General features: G+C 72.3%; 12 protein-coding genes. 6 read left to right on the top strand and 6 right to left on the bottom strand.

The genetic code is table 11. From position 1 onward, the window contains the following. Positions 1-201 precede the first annotated feature (201 nt). Positions 202-738, bottom strand: coding sequence for a type II toxin-antitoxin system PemK/MazF family toxin (locus AB0C19_RS30220; protein ID WP_357190797.1), 537 nt, complete (start codon positions 736-738; stop codon positions 202-204). 475 nt (positions 739-1,213) lie between these two features. Between AB0C19_RS30220 and ligA the strand changes: the two genes are divergently transcribed. From ligA to gatA, 4 genes are all read left to right on the top strand, one after another. Further along, positions 1,214-3,349 (top strand): NAD-dependent DNA ligase LigA, encoded by a 2,136-nt coding sequence (gene ligA / locus AB0C19_RS30215; protein ID WP_357190795.1) that lies wholly within the window; start codon positions 1,214-1,216, stop codon positions 3,347-3,349. Between the two features lie 155 nt (positions 3,350-3,504). Continuing rightward, positions 3,505-6,171, top strand: a complete 2,667-nt coding sequence (locus AB0C19_RS30210) for an EAL domain-containing protein (protein WP_357190793.1) — start codon at positions 3,505-3,507, stop codon at positions 6,169-6,171. A gap of 145 nt (positions 6,172-6,316) precedes the next feature. Next, on the top strand, positions 6,317-6,622 hold the full coding sequence (gatC, locus tag AB0C19_RS30205) for an Asp-tRNA(Asn)/Glu-tRNA(Gln) amidotransferase subunit GatC (protein WP_091393256.1): 306 nt from the start codon (positions 6,317-6,319) through the stop codon (positions 6,620-6,622). Then, complete coding sequence (gene gatA / locus AB0C19_RS30200; RefSeq protein ID WP_238684688.1) at positions 6,619-8,112, top strand: Asp-tRNA(Asn)/Glu-tRNA(Gln) amidotransferase subunit GatA; 1,494 nt, start codon at positions 6,619-6,621, stop codon at positions 8,110-8,112. The genes gatC and gatA overlap by 4 nt, the downstream gene beginning before the upstream one ends. A gap of 75 nt (positions 8,113-8,187) precedes the next feature. On the opposite strand, the gene AB0C19_RS30195 is transcribed toward gatA, so the two are convergent. Together AB0C19_RS30195 and AB0C19_RS30190 are read right to left on the bottom strand one after the other, a co-directional pair. Next, on the bottom strand, positions 8,188-8,784 hold the full coding sequence (locus tag AB0C19_RS30195) for a hypothetical protein (RefSeq protein ID WP_357190790.1): 597 nt from the start codon (positions 8,782-8,784) through the stop codon (positions 8,188-8,190). Beyond that, positions 8,781-9,026: a hypothetical protein gene (locus tag AB0C19_RS30190; RefSeq protein WP_357190788.1), complete on the bottom strand. Its 246-nt coding sequence runs from the start codon at positions 9,024-9,026 to the stop codon at positions 8,781-8,783. The genes AB0C19_RS30195 and AB0C19_RS30190 overlap by 4 nt, the downstream gene beginning before the upstream one ends. 121 nt (positions 9,027-9,147) lie before the next feature. Between AB0C19_RS30190 and gatB the strand changes: the two genes are divergently transcribed. Continuing rightward, positions 9,148-10,647 (top strand): Asp-tRNA(Asn)/Glu-tRNA(Gln) amidotransferase subunit GatB, encoded by a 1,500-nt coding sequence (gatB, locus tag AB0C19_RS30185; protein ID WP_357190786.1) that lies wholly within the window; start codon positions 9,148-9,150, stop codon positions 10,645-10,647. 122 nt (positions 10,648-10,769) lie between these two features. Then, positions 10,770-13,127 (top strand): pyruvate dehydrogenase, encoded by a 2,358-nt coding sequence (locus AB0C19_RS30180; protein WP_357190784.1) that lies wholly within the window; start codon positions 10,770-10,772, stop codon positions 13,125-13,127. A gap of 33 nt (positions 13,128-13,160) precedes the next feature. On the opposite strand, the gene AB0C19_RS30175 is transcribed toward AB0C19_RS30180, so the two are convergent. The 3 genes from AB0C19_RS30175 to AB0C19_RS30165 all read right to left on the bottom strand — a co-directional run bounded on the left by AB0C19_RS30175 (position 13,161) and on the right by AB0C19_RS30165 (position 17,908). After that, the gene (locus tag AB0C19_RS30175) at positions 13,161-14,765 is read right to left on the bottom strand and encodes a metallophosphoesterase (protein ID WP_357190782.1); all 1,605 of its coding nucleotides are present in this window, start codon (positions 14,763-14,765) and stop codon (positions 13,161-13,163) included. A 60-nt stretch (positions 14,766-14,825) separates the two neighbouring features. Next, positions 14,826-15,998 carry a PQQ-dependent sugar dehydrogenase gene (locus AB0C19_RS30170; RefSeq protein ID WP_357190780.1) on the bottom strand — a complete coding sequence of 391 codons (1,173 nt, stop codon included), beginning with the start codon at positions 15,996-15,998 and terminating at the stop codon, positions 14,826-14,828. 92 nt (positions 15,999-16,090) lie between these two features. Beyond that, entirely contained in the window at positions 16,091-17,908 is a 1,818-nt protein-coding gene (locus AB0C19_RS30165) for a SpoIIE family protein phosphatase (protein ID WP_357190778.1), read from the bottom strand. Positions 17,909-17,918: the final 10 nt, after the last annotated feature.

Below are 17,918 nucleotides of genomic sequence, written 5' to 3'. Positions count from 1 at the left end.
TCTGCGCCCGCTCCGCGGACGACAACCTCTGCCCCGGCATGACCCCTCATCCTGACGAGAATCCACCCCGTTGCAACAACCACTTGAGCCCAAGAGTTCAGGACACCGCGACTTTCAGGAACCCGAGTCGACCATGAGCAGAGCCAGGCCGTGAGGATGTGAAGGGGCGGGCGGCCACGAGGGGTGGCCACGAGGGGGTGGTCAGGAGGTGGGGAGGTGGCGCAGGCTGCGGACCTTTCGCCACAGGTCGGCGTCGCAGCGGCCGGCGTGGTCGGCGAAAGCGGCCGAGTTGAGTCGGATCGGCTCGGTGAGGCTGAGGTAGCTGTCGTGCTCCGCGCCCGGGTCCCAGTCCCGGGTGGGAATCCGCACGTGGTCGTCTCGGTCGCTCTTGTCCTGGCTGGTGATCTTCAGGACGTCGGCGCCCCGGGAGTCGGCGCGCAGCACCAGGCACGGGCGCACCTTCGACCCGCTGCCGTCGGCGTACGGCACGTCGGCCCACCAGATCTCGCCGGGCGCGGGGGCGTCGCCGTGTCGGTCGGTGCCGCGCGAGCGGGGCTTGGTGGACGGCCGTTCGGCGCCACGGGGCCGTGGTGGGGTGGAACGACGGCCACCGGTGCCGCCCCGCCCCGGCCGGGTGCCCGGACGCCGGTTGGCCACCCGGTGCCGCCAACTGTTCCACGCCCAGCCAGCGGCCACGGCCAGCAGGATCGCCACCGCCCAGAGCAGTGCCTCGGGCATCCGTACCTCCGTGTCGCGGCGACCCGCCGGTCGCACCGTCCGGCGATCCTTGCACGCCGCCACCGGTGCCGCGCGCCAACCACACCGCCGCCGCGGTCCGTGCCGCCCGCCAACCACACCGCCGCCGCGGTCCGTGCCGCTCGCCAACCACACCGCCGCCGCGGTCCGTGCCGCCCGCCAACCACGCCGCCGCCGCCCCACACCGCCGCCGCCCCACGGCCGCGCTGCACCACCGCCCCACCGCACGCGCACCTCGACGCCGCCATGCCCGGTGGCACTCGGCCGTCACCTTGATCACGTGATGGTGGGTAGCTGGATCGGCCCGTCGATGGCTCCTGCGCATCACGTGATCACCGGATCCGGCTGAGGGCGGGGTCGCTTTGGGCGCGGGTGGGCGGCGGATTGTCCCACCGGCCCGATACGGTGCCGGAGTAGCGTGATCAGGGAGGTCGCAGGCGTGTCCGAAGGTGGCGGTGTGTCCGAGGAACAGATCGGTCAGCAGGTCAGCCCGGCGCAGGAGGCGGCGGCCGGGGCTGAGCCGACGCCGCAGGCCCGGGAACGGCATGCCGGGCTCAGTCAGGAGTTGACCGAGCACCAGTACCGCTACTACGTGCTGGACGCGCCGACCATCCCCGATGCCGACTTCGACAGGCAGTTGCGCGAGCTGGAGGCACTGGAGGAGGAGTTTCCGGCGCTGCGGACTCCCGACTCGCCGACCCAGCGGGTGGGTGGCACCTTCTCCACCGATTTCACACCGGTCACCCACGCCGAACGGATGCTCTCGCTCGACAACGCCTTCGCCGACGAGGAATTGGCGGCCTGGGCCGAGCGGGTCGAACGGGACGCGGGCGGCCCGGTGCCCTACCTGTGCGAGCTGAAGGTCGACGGGCTGGCGATCAACCTGACCTACGAGAACGGCCGGCTGGTCCGGGCCGCCACCCGAGGCGACGGGCGTACCGGTGAGGACGTCACGGCAAACGTGCGCAGCATTCGGGACGTGCCCGGCCAGCTCGTCGCGTCCGCCGAATTCCCGGACATTCCCGAGCTGGTGGAGGTCCGAGGCGAGATCTACTTCCCGATCGCCGCGTTCGCCGATCTCAACGCGGGTCTGGTGGAGCAGGGCAAGGCGCCTTTCGCCAACCCCCGCAACGCCGCCGCCGGCAGCCTGCGACAGAAGGATCCACGGGTCACCGCCACCCGGCCGCTGCGCCTGGTGGTGCACGGCATCGGCGCCCGCCGTGGATTCCAGCCCACGGCGCAGTCCGAGTCGTACGCGGCACTGAAGTCGTGGGGCTTGCCGACCAGCGACCGGTGGCGGGTCGTCCCGGACCTGGCCGGCGTGGCGGAGTTCATCGCCTACTACGCCGAGCACCGGCACGACGTCGAGCACGAGATCGATGGCGTGGTGGTAAAGGTCGACCCGGTCTCCATCCAGGGCCGGCTCGGGTCGACCAGTCGTGCCCCGCGCTGGGCGATCGCCTTCAAGTACCCGCCGGAGGAGGTCACCACCAAGCTGCTCGACATCGACGTCAACGTGGGGCGCACCGGCCGGGTCACCCCGTTCGCCGTGCTCGAGCCGGTGCGCGTGGCGGGTTCCACTGTCGCGCTCGCCACCCTGCACAACGCCCGCGAGGTAGAGCGCAAGGGGGTGCTGATCGGCGACACGGTGGTGCTGCGCAAGGCCGGCGACGTGATCCCCGAGGTGCTCGGTCCGGTCGTCGATCTGCGGCCCGCCGATGCCAGGCCGTTCGTCATGCCGACCAGTTGCCCGGCCTGCGGCACCCCGCTCGCGCCGTCGAAGGAGGGCGACGTGGACATCCGTTGCCCCAACACCCGCAGCTGCCCGGCGCAGTTGCGGGAGCGGGTGTTCCACCTCGCCGGCCGGGGTGGCTTCGACATCGAGGTGCTCGGCTACAAGGGTGCGGCCGCCCTGCTCGACGCGGAGATCATCAGCGACGAGGGCGACCTGTTCCAGCTCGACGCCGAACAACTGTCCCGGTCGCCGTTCTTCGTCAACAAGGACGGCAGCCTGGGCAGCAACGCCACCAAGTTGCTGGACAACCTCGCCGTCGCCCGGGAACGGGACCTGTGGCGGGTGCTGGTGGCGCTCTCCATCCGGCACGTCGGCCCGACCGCGGCCCAGGCGCTCGCCCGGCACTTCCGCTCGATGGACGCCATCGATGCTGCCACCGAGGAGGAACTGTCCTCCGTCGACGGGGTCGGGCCGACCATCGCTGCCAGCATCCGCGAGTGGTTCGCTGTGGACTGGCACCGCGAGGTGGTCCGCAAGTGGGCCGAGGCCGGCGTACGGATGGCCGAGGAGGCGGTCGACGAGGGGCCGCGCCCGTTGGAGGGGTTGACGGTGGTGGTGACCGGCACGCTCGCCAGTTATTCGCGCGACCAGGCCGCCGAGGCCGTGCAGAGCCGGGGCGGCAAGGTCAGCGGGTCGGTCTCCAAGAAGACGAGCTTCGTGGTGGTGGGGGACAATCCCGGGTCAAAGGCCGACAAGGCCGCCAGTCTCAAGGTGCCGGTGCTCGACGAGGACGGGTTCCGCCTCCTGCTGGACGCCGGCCCGGACGCCGCCCGGGAGGTCGCCCAGATCGGCGGCTGACCCCGACGACAGCTCCCGCGCGGCTGGCCGCGTATACCAACTTAATTACGACTACGACCGATTCGTGACTGTCATACCGGGAAATTGGGGGCCGAGGGCGTTTCATTGGGTCACGGCGCGCGCACCGGCACGCCGATGGTCGGTCGGGAGGTGTGGTGGAGGTCGCCGACCCACGCAACTCGCTTCCTGCGGGACGGGTCGCACCGTTCGCCGCCTTCGTCGCCGGCATCCTGGCGGTCGCCGCGCTGACCGCCGCCGTTCCACTCGCGCGGCTCCCCGGCGAGTTGTCCCAGTTGCCGGTGGCGTTCTGGACGATGGCCGCGCTCGCAGTGGTCTGCGACGCGCGCCCGTTCGTGCCACCGGGGCGCCGGCAGACGTCGGCGGTGTTCCCGTCCACCTGCTTCACCTTCGCGATCCTGCTCGGCTGGGGTCTCGGCCCGGCGGTGGTGGTGCAGGCGGTCGGTGTCGTCGTCTCGGGTTGGCGGATGCGGCACGCCGCGTGGCGCACGGCGTTCAACGTCGGCCAGTACGCGTGTGCCCTCGCCGCCGCGTACGGGGTCATCCAGCTCGGCTCGGGCACCATCTTCTCCGGTGGGCGGTTGCACTGGACCGACGTGGCCGCTGTCGGCGGTGCCGCGCTGGCCTGGTTCGTCGTCAACTACGGGCTGGTGAGCTGGGCGGTGCGGCTGCGTTTCGGGGATCGCTGGTGGCCGACCGTCCGCCAGGGCCTCGGCTTCGAGTTGCTCTCCACCGGCTCGCTGCTGCTGCTCGCCCCGGTGCTGGTCGCGGCGGCGCGGGTCAGCGCCGCGCTGATCCCGCTGGTGCTGGTGCCGCTCTTCGCCGTCTACCGGATGGCGCGGCTGACGAACGAACAGCAGCACCTCGCCGCCGCCGACCCGCTGACCGGGCTGCCCAACCGCAAGGCCCTGCTGACCGAGGTGGCCGAGCAGGTGCACCTGCACGCCGAGCGGACCGCCCGCGGTGAGCCCGACGGGCAGCTCGCGCTCCTACTGATCGACCTGGACCGTTTCAAGAATGTCAACGACGCCCTCGGGCACGCCGTGGGCGACCGGCTGCTGGTCGAGGTCAGCGCCCGGCTCACCGACATGCAGCCCCGACCACAGATGATCGCCCGGCTGGGTGGTGACGAGTTCGCCATCGTGATGACCGGGTTGGCCGACGTCGGTCAGGCGCGGGAGTTGGCCGACCGGGTCGTCGAGGCGCTGGCCGAGCCGGTGCCGCTCGACGGGTTGCCGTTGGACGTGGGCGGGTCGATCGGGATCGCCCTCTTCCCAGAGCACGGCGAGGACTTCGCCACCCTGATGCGCCACGCCGACGTGGCGATGTACGACGCCAAGCACCGCAACGACACGGTGGCCGTGTACGCCCCGGAGTCCGACCACAACTCCGCCGAGCGACTCGGCCTCCTCGCCGACCTGCGCCGCGTGCTGGAGACCAGCCCCTCGGTCGAGGGGCCGTTAGACGCCGACGCCGAGTCGGCAGTTCAGGGCGAGGGTGCGGAGCCGGACGGGAACGGCCGGCACGGCGTGCCGAGCGACGCCGAGCGGACTGCCGACGTACCCCTTGTGGCGTCGGCGGAGGTGCGCGGCGGTGACGGGGCGGCGCTGCCCACCGGCGCCCCGGCCGAGGGTGCGCTGCCCACAGCGGCGTCGGACCGGTCCGCGCCAGCGGCGGACCCGGCGTCGGCGGTCGCCACAGCACGGCCGGGAGCTGCCCGGTGGTGGGCACGCCGTCGGAGCACCGACGCCGAGCTGGTGCACTCCGATGAACTGATCAACCGGATCGCCACCGGAGCCGACCCGATCCGGGGCCGCAACGCTCGTGCCACTGTCGCCGGCACCCGTTCCGGCCCGGCCCGGGAGCGGCGCGCCGGTGGCGTGATCGGTCGGCGGTCCCCGAACGGGAGCGCGGTAGGCAAGGGGCGCAACGGGGCTCGTCGGGATGTCGGGCCGGGTACGCCCGGGCAGCCACTCGAATCGACCGGGTGGGCGCACGCGGACGACGAGCCGGCCGACGACGCCGGGGAAATCACCATGTACTACCAGCCGCAGATCGCCATCGCGACCGGCGAGGTGGTCGGTGTCGAGGCCCTGCTGCGGTGGCGGCACCCCCGGCGGGGCATGGTCGACCCGGAGGAACTGATCCGGGTCGCCGAGCAGAGCGCCGTGATGCGACTGCTCACCCGTCGTGTCGTCGACGACGTGGTGGAGCAGCTCGCCAAGTGGTCGGCGGCCGGCATCGGCCTGCGCGCGGCGCTGAACGTGAGCGTGCGCGACCTGCACACCGGCGAGATCGCCGACCAGATCGCCGACCGGTTGGCCCGCTACGGGGTGCCGGCCGAGCGGCTTCAGGTCGAGATCACCGAGGGCGCGTTGATGGCCGACCCGCGTCGGGTGCTGGCCACCATCTCCCGACTGCACCGGATCGGGGTGGCCATCGCGCTGGACGACTTCGGCACCGGCTACTCCTCGCTCCAGCACCTGCGCCGCCTGCCGCTGTCCGAGGTGAAGGTGGACCGGTCGTTCGTCCTCGGCATGGCCGACGACGCCGACGACGCGGCCATCGTCCGGTCGATGATCGAGCTGGCCGGCGCGCTGGGGCTGCGGGTGGTCGCCGAGGGTGTCGAGGACGAGCGGACCTGGCGGATGCTGCACGCCGCCGGCTGCGACGCCGCTCAGGGCTGGTTCTACGCCCGGCCGATGCCGGCCGAGGAGTTGGTCACCTGGCTGGCCCGGTACCGGCCGGTCCGCCCGACCGGCGGGCTCCCACAGCCGGATGTCGCTCGCCGCCCCACCCGCTGACCCGGCACGAGGGCCGCCGGAGGGGGAGTCGGGGACGCGGCACCGGAGCGGAACAATAGACTCGCTCCGGTCACCGCGTGTCACGCTCCACCTGTCGCGCGGCCGGCACACCGCCCGACCAGCAGGAATTCAGAAGGGGGCACGGATGGCCGCCATCTCCCGCGAGGAGGTCGCGCACCTGGCGCGCCTGTCGCGGCTCGCCGTCACCGAGGAGGAGCTGGACACGTTCGCCGGCCAGCTCGACGTGATCCTCCAGGCGGTCGCCCAGGTCGGCGAGGTCGCCGCCGCGGACATCCCGCCGACCTCGCACTCGGTGCCGCTGACGAACATCTTCCGCGAGGACGTCGTCACGCCGTGCCTGACCCCGGAGGAAGCGCTGTCGGGCGCGCCCGACGCCGAGGACCAGCGGTTCCGCGTACCGCGGATCCTGACCGAGGATGTGGCCTCATGAGCGAGCTGACCGGCAATAGCGATTTGACCAGAATGACCGCGACGGAGATCGCGAGCCTGGTCGCCGGGGGCGAGACCTCGGCCGTCGAGGTGACCCAGGCGCACCTGGACCGGATCGCCGCTGTCGACGACCGGGTGCACGCCTTCCTGCACGTCGACACCGAGGGCGCGCTCGCCGCGGCTCGCGCGGTGGACGAGCGCCGGGCCGCCGGCGAGGAGCTGGGCCCGCTCGCGGGTGTGCCGGTCGCGGTCAAGGACGTTCTCGCCACCCGGGGCGTACCGACCACCGTGGGGTCGAAGATCCTGGAGGGCTGGCGCCCGCCGTACGACGCGACGATCGTGCAGCGGCTGCGGGAGGCCGGCACTGTGATGCTCGGCAAGACCAACATGGACGAGTTCGCCATGGGCTCCTCCACCGAGTACTCGGCGTACGGCCCGACGCACAACCCGTGGGACCTGAGCCGGATCCCCGGTGGTTCGGGTGGTGGCAGCGCCGCCGCGCTGGCCGCGTACGAGGCGCCGCTGGCGATCGGCTCGGACACCGGCGGCTCGATCCGCCAGCCCGGCGCGGTCACCGGCACCGTGGGTGCCAAGCCCACCTACGGCGGCACCTCCCGTTACGGGCTGGTGGCCTTCTCCTCGTCGCTCGACACCCCCGGCCCGTGTGCCCGTACGGTGCTCGACGCGGCCCTGCTGCACCAGGTGATCGGCGGGCACGACCCGCGCGACTCCACCTCGATCCCGCAGCCGGTGCCGGACGTGGTGGCGGCGGCGAAACTCGGAGCTACCGGTGATCTGACCGGTGTGCGGCTCGGCATCGTGAGCGAGTTCGTGGGCGAGGGTGCCGAGCCGGGCGTGATGGCCGCGTTCCGTGAGTCGGTGGACGCGCTGACCAAGATGGGCGCCGAGGTCGTCGAGGTGTCCTGCCCGACGTTCGCGTACGCCCTGCCGGCGTACTACCTGATCGCCCCGAGCGAGTGCTCCTCCAACCTGGCCCGGTTCGACGGCGTCCGGTTCGGCCTGCGGGTCGGCGACGACGGCAACCGGTCGCTGGAGGAGGTCATGTCGCTGACCCGGGAGGCCGGCTTCGGCCCGGAGGTCAAGCGCCGCATCATGATCGGCACGTACGCGCTGTCGTCGGGTTACTACGACGCGTACTACGGGCAGGCGCAGAAGGTTCGGACGCTGATCACCCGGGACTTCACCGCCGCGTTCGAGCGGGTCGACGCGCTGATCTCGCCGACCACTCCGTCGGTGGCGTTCCCGATGGGCGCGCGGACCGCCGACCCGTACCAGATGTACCTGGCCGACCTGTACACGATCCCGACGAACCTGTACGGCGGGCCGGGCATCTCGGTGCCCTGTGGGCTCTCCGAGGGGCTGCCGGTCGGCCTTCAGGTGATGGCCCCGACGATGGCCGACGACCGGATGTACCGGGTCGCCGCCGCGTTGGAGTCCGCCGTCGGCACGTTCACCCCGCCGGCGCTCTAGAACGGAATTCACCGCATCGGCGTCGAGGGGCTTGCCCCTCGGCGCCGATCGCGCATCTGGCGGGTTGGGCGTCGATCAGGGCTGGGTCGGCGGCCCGGCGAGGTAGCGGCGGGCCTCTCGCAGACCACGCCAGCGCCACCAGGCGGCACCTCCCCAGAGCAGGATCAGCAGTGCGGCCAGCACGCGTCCGAACGGGCGGACCGGGCTCACCAGGGGCCCCACCTGGGTGAGAAGACCTCCCACGAACAGCAGCAGCAGCCAGCGTTGACTGACCCGGGTTCGAGCCTCCTTGCGAGCGAGCGCGTCCAGACGAGGGTCGTCGGTGGACCCGTCGCGTAGCGCCTGCCCGATCCGCCGCCTCGTCGTCGGGTCGGCACCGGCCGTCCGGGGCAGCCGCCTGAGCAGCCGGCGGCCGAAGGCGAGGGCGACGACCGCGCCGACCAGCGGCGGGATCAGCATCCACGCGAACGTCACGAGCAGGTCATCGGACTTCACGGTGCCGCGGCCGACAAATGCGGCGGTGCCCAGCACAGCGAAGAGGACCACTACCAACGCGGCGACAACGTACGTGCTCCGGGGGCGCTGCCGGCCCCGGTTCTCCGGAACCTGCGCCGCGGCCCTGTCTTCCTTCGCCACCTGCTTCTCAGCGGCGACGCTCTCCTCGGTGGTCACGGCCGCCCCTGATTCCGACGCCGCCGGTTCACCAGGTGCACGCCGGCGTACGCGATCGCCACCGCCGCCACCCCGGGCAGCACCATGCCGATCACCAACTCGGCGGCCGTGTCCGGGTTCCGGTCCTCCCCGGCGGCGAACCAACTGATCAGCGTCACCACGACGGCCACCGCCCACACCGCGACCACCCCGACGAGCACCGGTCGGGCCTGCGCTCCTGACTCTCTCCCCGTATCCGTCATTGTCGTTCCGTACCCCGCTGTCGGTGACGCCACGCGTGCCGGACGAAACCCGGCCGAGGATTGATCGGACAACCCCATTAGGCTGGACAGGTTCTGTCCCGGATCGCGCCTGGAGCGTCTCATGACCACGACACTGCCCGCGTACGACGAGGTCGTTGCACGCTTCGAACCGGTGATCGGCCTGGAGACCCACGTCGAGCTGGGCACGAACACCAAGATGTTCTGCGGCTGCCCGACCGACTTCGGCGGCGAGCCGAACACCCGGGTCTGCCCGGTGTGCCTGGGCCTGCCCGGTTCGCTGCCGGTGGCCAACAAGGCGGCCATCGAGGCGATCATCCGGATCGGCCTGGCGTTGAACTGCTCGATCGCCGAGTGGTGCCGGTTCGCCCGGAAGAACTACTTCTACCCGGACATGCCGAAGAACTTCCAGATCAGCCAGTACGACGAGCCGATCTGCGTCGACGGTTACCTGGACGTCGAGGTGGGCGGCGAGACGGTGCGGATCGAGATCGAGCGGGTGCACCTCGAGGAGGACACCGGCAAGACGCTGCACGTCGGCGGTGCCACCGGCCGCATCCACGGCGCGACGGAGTCGCTCGTCGACTACAACCGGGCCGGCATCCCACTGGTCGAGATCGTCACGAAGCCGATCACGGGCACCGGCGCGCTCGCCCCCGACGTGGCCAAGGCGTACGTCGCCGAGCTGCGCGACGTGATCCGCACCCTCGGCGTGTCCGACGTGCGGATGGAGGAGGGTTCGCTGCGCTGCGACGTGAACACCTCGCTCAACCTGCCGGGCGCGGAGTGGGGCACCCGTACCGAGACGAAGAACGTCAACTCGCTGCGGTCGGTGGAGCGGGCGGTCCGCTCGGAGATGCTGCGGCAGGCGTCGGTGTTGGACGCGGGCGGCCGGATCACGCAGGAGACGCGGCACTTCCACGAGGACACCGGTGACACCACCCCGGGTCGCTCGAAGGAGACGGCCACCGACTACCGGTACTTCCCGGAGCCGGATCTGGTGCCGATCGCCCCGGACCCGGCCTGGGTCGCCGAGCTGAAGGCCGCCCTGCCGGAGCTGCCGCGGGTGCACCGGCGTCGGCTCCAGGAGCAGTGGGGCCTCTCCGACCTGGACATGCAGTCGGTGCTGAACGCCGGCGCGGTCGAGCTGATCGAGGCCACGGTGGCCGCCGGCACCACCCCGGCCGCGGCCCGCAAGTGGTGGCTGGGTGAGCTGTCCCGCCGGGCCAACGAGAGCGGCGTGGAGCTGGCCGAGGTCGGTGCCACCCCCGCCCAGGTCGCCGAGCTTCAGGGTCTGGTCGACGCCGGCAAGCTCAACGACAAGATGGCCCGCACGGTGCTGGAGGGCGTGGTCGACGGTGAGGGCTCGCCCACCGAGATCATGACCAGCCGGGGCCTGGAGGTCGTGTCGGACACCGGCGCGCTCACCGCCGCCGTGGACGAGGCGATCGCCGCGAACCCCGGCATCGCCGACAAGATCCGCAGCGGCAAGGTCGCGGCGGTCGGTGCTCTGGTCGGCGCGGTTATGAAGACCACCCGTGGTCAGGCCGACGCCAAGACCCTGCGTGAGCTGATCCTGGAGCGCCTCGGCGTTCAGGGCTGAGACCAACCCGAAGAAGGCCGCTGCCGCGACCCGGCGGCGGCCTTCCGCCACCCCCTGCCGACTACGCGGCCACCCCGCACCCCTCGCGAGGGCGTCAACGGCGACGCCTGGATGGAGCCACCGTGACCAAGCACGACCTCGATGTCCTCGACGAGATCCAGCGGCGGGTGCTCTGGCTCGCCACCCGGATCGTGGACGCCGCCAACCATGATCGGTCCACCGGCGACGGCGTGAAGGTCGGCGGCCACCAGGCGTCCAGTGCCTCCCTGGTCACGGCGATGACAGCGCTCTGGTTCGCGCACCTGGACGCCGAGGACCGGGTCGCCGTGAAGCCGCACGCGTCCCCGGTGTTCCACGCCATCCAGTACCTGCTCGGCAACCTGGACCGCTCCTACCTGCCCCGGCTGCGGGCCCGTGGCGGCCTCCAGTCGTACCCGTCGCGCACCAAGGACCCCGACGATGTGGACTTCTCCACCGGTTCGGTCGGCCTGGGCGCGGCGGCGCCGCTCTTCGCCGCCGCCACCCGGCGGTACGTCGACGCGCACTTCGGGGCCCGCCCGCACTCCCGGTTCGTGGCGTTGATCGGCGACGCCGAGCTGGACGAGGGCAACATCTGGGAGGCGGTGGCCGACCCGGCGACCACCGGGCTGGGCAACGTCATGTGGCTCGTCGACTTCAACCGCCAGTCGCTGGACCGGGTGGTCCCCGGCATTCGGATCAACCAGTGGCGGGGCCAGTTCGAGGCGGCCGGCTGGCACGTCGTGGAGGTCAAGTACGGCCGTCGGCTCGCCGAGGCGTACGCCCGGCCGGGCGGCGAGGCGTTGCGCGACTGGATCGACGCGATGCCGAACGAGCAGTACCAGTCGCTGTTCGGGCTGGTCGGGCCGGCGCTGCGCAAGCAGTTCCTGGACGGCGCTCCGGCCGGCATCGCCGAGCTGATCGCCGACGTCTCCGACGATGAGCTGGGCCCGCTCGTCACCGACCTGGGCGGGCACGACCTTCAGGCGATGCTTGACGCGTACGCCCAGTGCGACGCGGTCACCGACCGGCCCAGCGTCGTCTTCGCGTACACCGTCAAGGGTTGGGGGTTGCCCATCGCCGGCAATCCGCGCAACCATTCCGCGCTGCTCAGCTCCGAGCAGGTCGACACGCTGCGCGCCGCGCAGGGGTTGACCGCCGAGACCGAGTGGGACCGCCTCGACCCGGCGTCACCCGCCGGCATCCAGGCCGGCGCCCGCCGGGAGGCGCTGTCCCGCGCGCCGCGCGAGCGTGCGCTGGGGGTCACCGTCCCGGAAAGCACTGGAGTACGCGCCAACAAGCCGATCTCCACCCAGGAGGTCTTCGGTCGGGTGCTGGTGGACCTGGCGCGGGACCGGGAGGTGGGCCGCTACCTGGTCACCACCGCCCCGGACGTGGCCACCTCCACCAACCTCGCCGGGTTCATCAACAAGACCGGGGTGTTCGCCCCCACTGAGCAGCGTTCCTGGACCGAGGACCGGATGCTGCGCTGGACGGAGAGCCCCGCCGGGCAGCACATCGAGCTGGGCATCTCGGAGATGAACCTGTTCCTGCTGCTCGGCCAGCTCGGGTTGTCCTGGGACCTGTCCGGTCAGCCGCTGCTGCCGGTGGGCACTGTCTACGACCCGTTCGTGCTGCGCGGCCTCGACGCGTTCCTGTACGGCACCTACTCCGGCTCCCGGTTCGTGGTGGCCGGCACCCCGTCCGGCATCACCCTCGCCCCGGAGGGTGGCGCTCACCAGTCCACTATCACCGCGTCGGTCGGCCTGGAGCTGCCCGGTGTGACCTTCATCGAGCCGGCGTACGCGGCCACCCTCGACTGGCTGCTCTGCGACGCGCTCGGTCAGATCGCCGGTGGTTCGGCCCCGGCGGCGACCGCCGCACCCGCCGAGGACGGCGCGTACTACTTCCGGTTGAGCACCCGACCGCTGGACCAGGCGCCGTTCGAGGCGGCCCGGGCCCGGCTCGGTGACGCGGTGCTGCGCCGGCAGGTCGTCGCCGGGGCGTACCGGCTGGTCGACGCGCACCAGGCGTACCCGCACCTGGTCGACGCCCCGGTGGTGCAGTTGGCCGCCTCCGGCGCGGTGCTGCCCGAGGTGCTGGCCGCAGCGGCGGAGTTGGCCGACGAGGGCATCGCCGCGCACGTGGTGGACGTGACGAGTCTCGACCGGCTCTACCGGGCCTGGCAGCGCACCCTGCGCCAGGGCGTACGGACGGCCACGGTGCCCAGCGTGCCGGGCGCGCTGCGGTCCGCGTTCGCCGATCGGGTGCCGGTGGTGAGTGTGCACGACGCCGCGTCGCACGCGATGGCCTGGCTCGGCTCGGCGGTCGGCGCGCCGGCGGTGCCGCTCGGTGTGGACGAGTTCGGCCAGTCCGGCAGCGTCGCCGAGCTGTACGAACTGCACGACCTGCTGCCCGGCAGCATCGTCAACGCCGCACTGGCCGCCATCGCCCTGCGGTGACCCGCCGGTCCGCTGGCGGGCGTCGCCGTCGGCTCAGCCGGTCGGCGTGGGCGTGGGTGTGGCGGGGACACCGCCACTCGGCGTGGGTGTGGGTGTGGCGGGAACGCCGGCGGCCGGGTTCTCCACCAGGCGCCGTTCCAGGTTGACCTGGGCCTGCCCGGTGCCGCCGACGGTGATGGTGTCGTACGCCTGGAGCAGCTTCTGCTGGTCGAAGTAGAGCACGCTCATCGACAGCGGGGTGGGCTTCTCGCCCTCCAGGCCGCGCAGCCCGGCGCCTCCGGTGGAGCCCTCCACCATCAGCGTGGTGGGCTGCTGCCCGGGTGCCTGCGGCAGCTCGGAGACCTGCCGGGAGTGGGTGTGCCCGGCCAGCACCAGCGGGCAGGTGCCGGCGAGCGGCCCGGCCGACGCCGGGTCGTGCACGAGCGCGATGTTCACCGGCTGCGGTGAGCTGCGGACGGTCGCGGCGAGCTGGTTGCCGACCCCGATCACCTGGTCGGCCACCTGCTGGGTCAACCCGCTGCCGGCCGGGGAGGTGTTCTTGTCCGGGGTGAAGCGCGGGTCGCCGATGCCGGCGATGGTCAGCCCGGCGACGGTCGTTGTCGTGTTGTTCAGCACGATGGCGTTCGGCTGGCGGGCCACAGCGGCGGCGGTCTTGCCGGAGTCGTGGTTGCCCCGGATGAAGACGTACGGCTTCTTCAGCAGGCCGATCGAGGCGACGAAGGAGGCTTCCGGTTCGCTGCCCCAGTCGGTGATGTCGCCGGTGTCGATCACCACGTCGATGCCGAACTGCTCCACGACAGTCCGGATCAGCTGCCAGCCGGTCGGGTTGAGGTGCATGTCGGAGACGTGCAGCACCCGGGTGGTGCCCGGGGTCGGCTCCAACAGCGGAAGCGCCGAGACTGTGGTGTAGAGCTGGCTGACGTTGCCGACCAGGCGCTGCAACTGCTCCGCGTACTTGGTGTAGTCGTTGGCGATCCGGCGGGCGTCACCGACGATGGCCGGCGCGTTGACCAGCAGCCCCTCGTAGCGCGGTTCCTCGATGGCCTGCGGGCGAAGTGTCGCCGCCGCCGTGCCGAGGCTGCTGGCGGTGACCAGCAGGGCCAACCCTCCCGCCCAGGCGGTCCGCCGGACGTCGCGGAAGATCAGCCCGGCCAGGATCAACGTGACGAGCACCGACGCGCCGAGGGTGCGCAGGCCGAGGCGCATCACCCCGGAGCGGACGTCCTCCACTGCGCTCTGGCTGGCCCGGCTGATGCTGGCCGGGTCGTCGATCAGCGCCTCGGTGCGCCCCTGGTCGAGGGCGCCCAGCCGGACGGTGAGATGGGTCGGCCCGTCGTGGCTGTCGAGCAGCAGCGCGCCGAGCGGCGGGATGTCGACGGTGGTGCCGCCGTCCCGGGCGGGGGAGATGCTGAGATTGGCCCGGAACGGGCCGATGTCGGTGCTCACCTGGCCACCGGCCAGCACCCCGAGCACCGCACCGGCCAGGGCCACGGCGAGGACGGCGACGATCAGCCCGAGGCGGCGCAGCGGGCCGGCCGCGCCGACCCACCAACCCGTCGGGCGCGGCCGGTCGTCGCCGATCACCGGGTCGTCCCGGTCATCGGCGTCGTCGTGCCGCTCGTCGCGTTGGCCGTCCATGCTGAGAGTCTGACCTGCCCGTCGGAAGATCTTGGTAAACCTGAACGGATGGCGACGAAATCAGCTGCGTCCGCCGTCGCCGCCCGCGAAGACCACCCGCAGGAGCCGGTCGTCGTCGCCCGCCGGGTCGCCCCGCCCGTCGTGGTTGGAGGTGCTCACCCAGAGCGACCCGTCCGGTGCCGCGGCCACCGCGCGCAGCCGGCCGTAGCGGTTGGTGAGCAGCTCACTGGGCTGACCGAGTAGGGTGCCGGTGTCGGTCAGCTCCATCACCCAGAGGCGCTTGCCGCGCAGGCAGCCGGTGACCAGCAGCCGGTCCGTGGCGGCCAGACCGGAGCAGGACGCGTCCGACGTCGCCCACTGCACGATCGGGTCGGTGAACCGCCTGTCGCCGGCCTGACCCTCGACCTCCGGCCAGCCGTAGTTGCCGCCCTTGGTGATCTGGTTGATCTCGTCCCAGGTGTTCTGGCCGAACTCGACGGCGTACATCCGCTTCGCGGCGTCCCAGGCGAAACCCTGGACGTTGCGGTGGCCCATGGACCACACCGGGGAGTTGGGGTACGGATTGCCGGCGGCGGGCTTGCCGTCCGGGGTGATCCGCAGGATCTTGCCGCCGAGGCTCTTCACATCCTGCGAGGAGGGGCGCTGACCTGCGTCACCGGTGCTGACGTAGAGCTGCTTGTCCGGGCCGAAGCCCAGCCCACCACCGTTGTGCACATTGGCCTTGGGGATGCCGGTGAGGATCGGGGTGGGCTGCCCGCCGAGTCGCAGCCGGGCGACCCGGTTGTCCCGCTCGGTGGTGTAGTAGACGAACACCGTCTGGTCCCGGGTGAAGTCGGGGGAGGCGGCGATGCCGAGCAGGCCACCCTCGCCCGCCGCCGCCACGTCGGGGATCGTCTGGAGCGGGCGGACAGTCAGCCCGTCCGGCCCGGACTCGGGCCCGACCTGGAGGATCCGGCCGTTGTCCCGTTCGGTGACAAGCGCGCCGCCGTCCGGCAGGAAGGCGATCGCCCAGGGCACCCGCAGACGCTTGGCGAGCACTGTCGCCACCGCCTGCTGGCCGGCGCCGCCGGGGCTCGCCGACGCGGACGGGGTCGGCAGGTTGGGCGGTTCGCCGGCCGGGTCGGGCTCCGGCTCGCCGAAGCTGCAACCGGCGGCGAACAGCAGCGCCGCGCAGGACGCCGCGAGGGCCACCCGGAGGCGGTGGATGCGAGGGTACGGGGGACGGGCTCTCACCCGGCCCAGGGTAGCCCGCCGCGCGACCCGGCCGGGCCCGTCGAGACGCAACGGGTGCCGGTGGGCCCGCTCGGTGGTCCCCGGTGGACCGCTCACCGGGCCCGTACGGCCAGCAGCGCGGTGTCGTCCTCGCGGTGCTGGATCGAGGCGAGCAGCAGGTCGCACAGGTCGTCGAGGGGCAGCGTGTCGGTGCCGGTCAGCCGGCCCGCCAACTCGGCCAACCCCTCGTCGATGGAGCGGTCCCGCCGTTCGATCAGCCCGTCGGTGTAGAGCAGCAGGGTGTCGCCGGTGGCCAGGCTTGTCGAGTGGCTGCTGCGCGGCGACGGACGGGCCAGGCCGAGCAGCGGCTCCGGTGTGCCTTGGAGGATCTCGACCGCCCCGCCGACGCGGACCACCAGGGCCGGCGGGTGCCCGGCGTTGGACCAGGTCATCTCGTGCACACCGGCGTGCTGCGGACAGATCCGCACCAGCGTCGCGGTGGCGGCGATCGGCAGCCGCAGGCCGCGGATGGCGCCGTCCAGGTTGCTCATCAGTGACCCGACCGCATCCGGCCGGCCGAAGGCGTTGCCCCGCACCAGGTTGCGCAGCTGGCCCATCGTCGCCGCCGCCTCGATGTCGTGCCCGGCCACGTCCCCGATCGCCGCGATCACGTCACCGTCGGGCTGCACGAAGGCGTCGTACCAGTCACCGCCCACCTCGTTGCGGTCGGCCGCCGGCTGGTAGCGGGCCGCCAACTCCAGCTCGGCCACCACCGGCAGTCGGGGCAGCATGCTGTGTTGCAGGACCTCGGCGACGTGCCGCTGCTCCCCGTACATCGAGCTGTTGCCGACTGCCTGGCCGGCCCGGCGGCCGATGTCGACAGCGGTGAGCAGGTCCCGGTCGTCGAACTGCTGACGTTGGCCACCGTTGACGAGCGTGATCGCCCCCAGCACCGTGCCGCCGACACCCCGCACCGGCACGCTCAGGTAGGAGGCGATGCCCAGCCGACTGGCGATGGGAGCCATCTCCGGGTTCGTGGTGCCCCTCGTGACGTCGGCCAGGGACGCCACGCTGCCCAGCCGGGGCTGGCCGGTCCGGAGCACCGCCCGGATGACCGACTCGGCGCTCAGCCCGGTGCGCAGCAGCTCGCCGAAGCGGTCGACGTCCGCCGCGCGGGCCGGGTCCCGGTGCACCGAGACCACCTCGCGGGGCAGGCCGGTCGGCCCGATCAGGGTGAGCAGGCACCAGTCGGCGAGCAGCGGCACCATGGTGGCGGCGAGCCGGCGCAGCGCGGTGCCCACGTCCAGGGTGCCGGCCAGCGTCTCACTGACCCCGGCCAGCAGTTCCAGCCGCTCGTGCGCCTGCACGACCCGCCGCCGGGCCTCCTGCGCGCCGTCGAGCGCGATCCGCAGGCGCAGCTCGGACGAGCAGGCGGCGGCCAGGTCGGCCAGTGTCCGCAGCTGCGCTGCCGTCCAGGCGCGGGGCTTGCTGTCGATGGCGCAGAGCGAGCCGAGCACCCGGCCGGAGAGGTCGGTCAGCGGCATCCCGGCGTACGCGACCACGCCGAGGTCGTCGATGGCCAGGTTGTCCCGGACACGGGGGTAGAGCCGGGCGTCCGGCAACACCATCGGCACCTCGATGTCCACCACGTGCTGACAGAACGAGTGGCTCAGCGGAGTCTGCCGGCGCTGCGACCAGGGCTCCGGCAACCCGACCGCGCCGGGGAAGAACTGCCGGTCGGCGGAGACCAGGGAGACCAGCGCGACCGGCACGTCCAGCAGGTCACTGACCAGCCGCGCGAACCTGTCGAACGCCTCGTCCGGGACGGCGTCCAGCCCGGTGTCGGCGAGCGCGCGCAGCCGCGCCGGGTCGCCGAGCACCGAAGGTGGCGCGATCGAACGCCGGGCGGGGCCGGGGGAGCCGTCGGTCATCGAGCACCTG

Origin of the sequence: Micromonospora sp. NPDC048842 (assembly GCF_040649935.1) — a bacterium.
Lineage (GTDB): Bacteria > Actinomycetota > Actinomycetes > Mycobacteriales > Micromonosporaceae > Micromonospora > Micromonospora hortensis.
The sequence above is the reverse complement of the archived record's forward strand: the minus strand, read 5'-3'. Positions and strand labels throughout refer to the sequence as shown.

Coding starts and splice junctions, on each gene's coding strand:
- AB0C19_RS30220 (WP_357190797.1), bottom strand. CDS start 738: ATGCCCGAGGCACTGCTCTGGGCGGTGGCGATCCTGCTGGCCGTGGCC.
- gatC (WP_091393256.1), top strand. CDS start 6,317: ATGGCCGCCATCTCCCGCGAGGAGGTCGCGCACCTGGCGCGCCTGTCG.
- gatA (WP_238684688.1), top strand. CDS start 6,619: ATGAGCGAGCTGACCGGCAATAGCGATTTGACCAGAATGACCGCGACG.
- AB0C19_RS30190 (WP_357190788.1), bottom strand. CDS start 9,026: ATGACGGATACGGGGAGAGAGTCAGGAGCGCAGGCCCGACCGGTGCTC.
- gatB (WP_357190786.1), top strand. CDS start 9,148: ATGACCACGACACTGCCCGCGTACGACGAGGTCGTTGCACGCTTCGAA.
- AB0C19_RS30175 (WP_357190782.1), bottom strand. CDS start 14,765: ATGGACGGCCAACGCGACGAGCGGCACGACGACGCCGATGACCGGGAC.
- AB0C19_RS30165 (WP_357190778.1), bottom strand. CDS start 17,908: ATGACCGACGGCTCCCCCGGCCCCGCCCGGCGTTCGATCGCGCCACCT.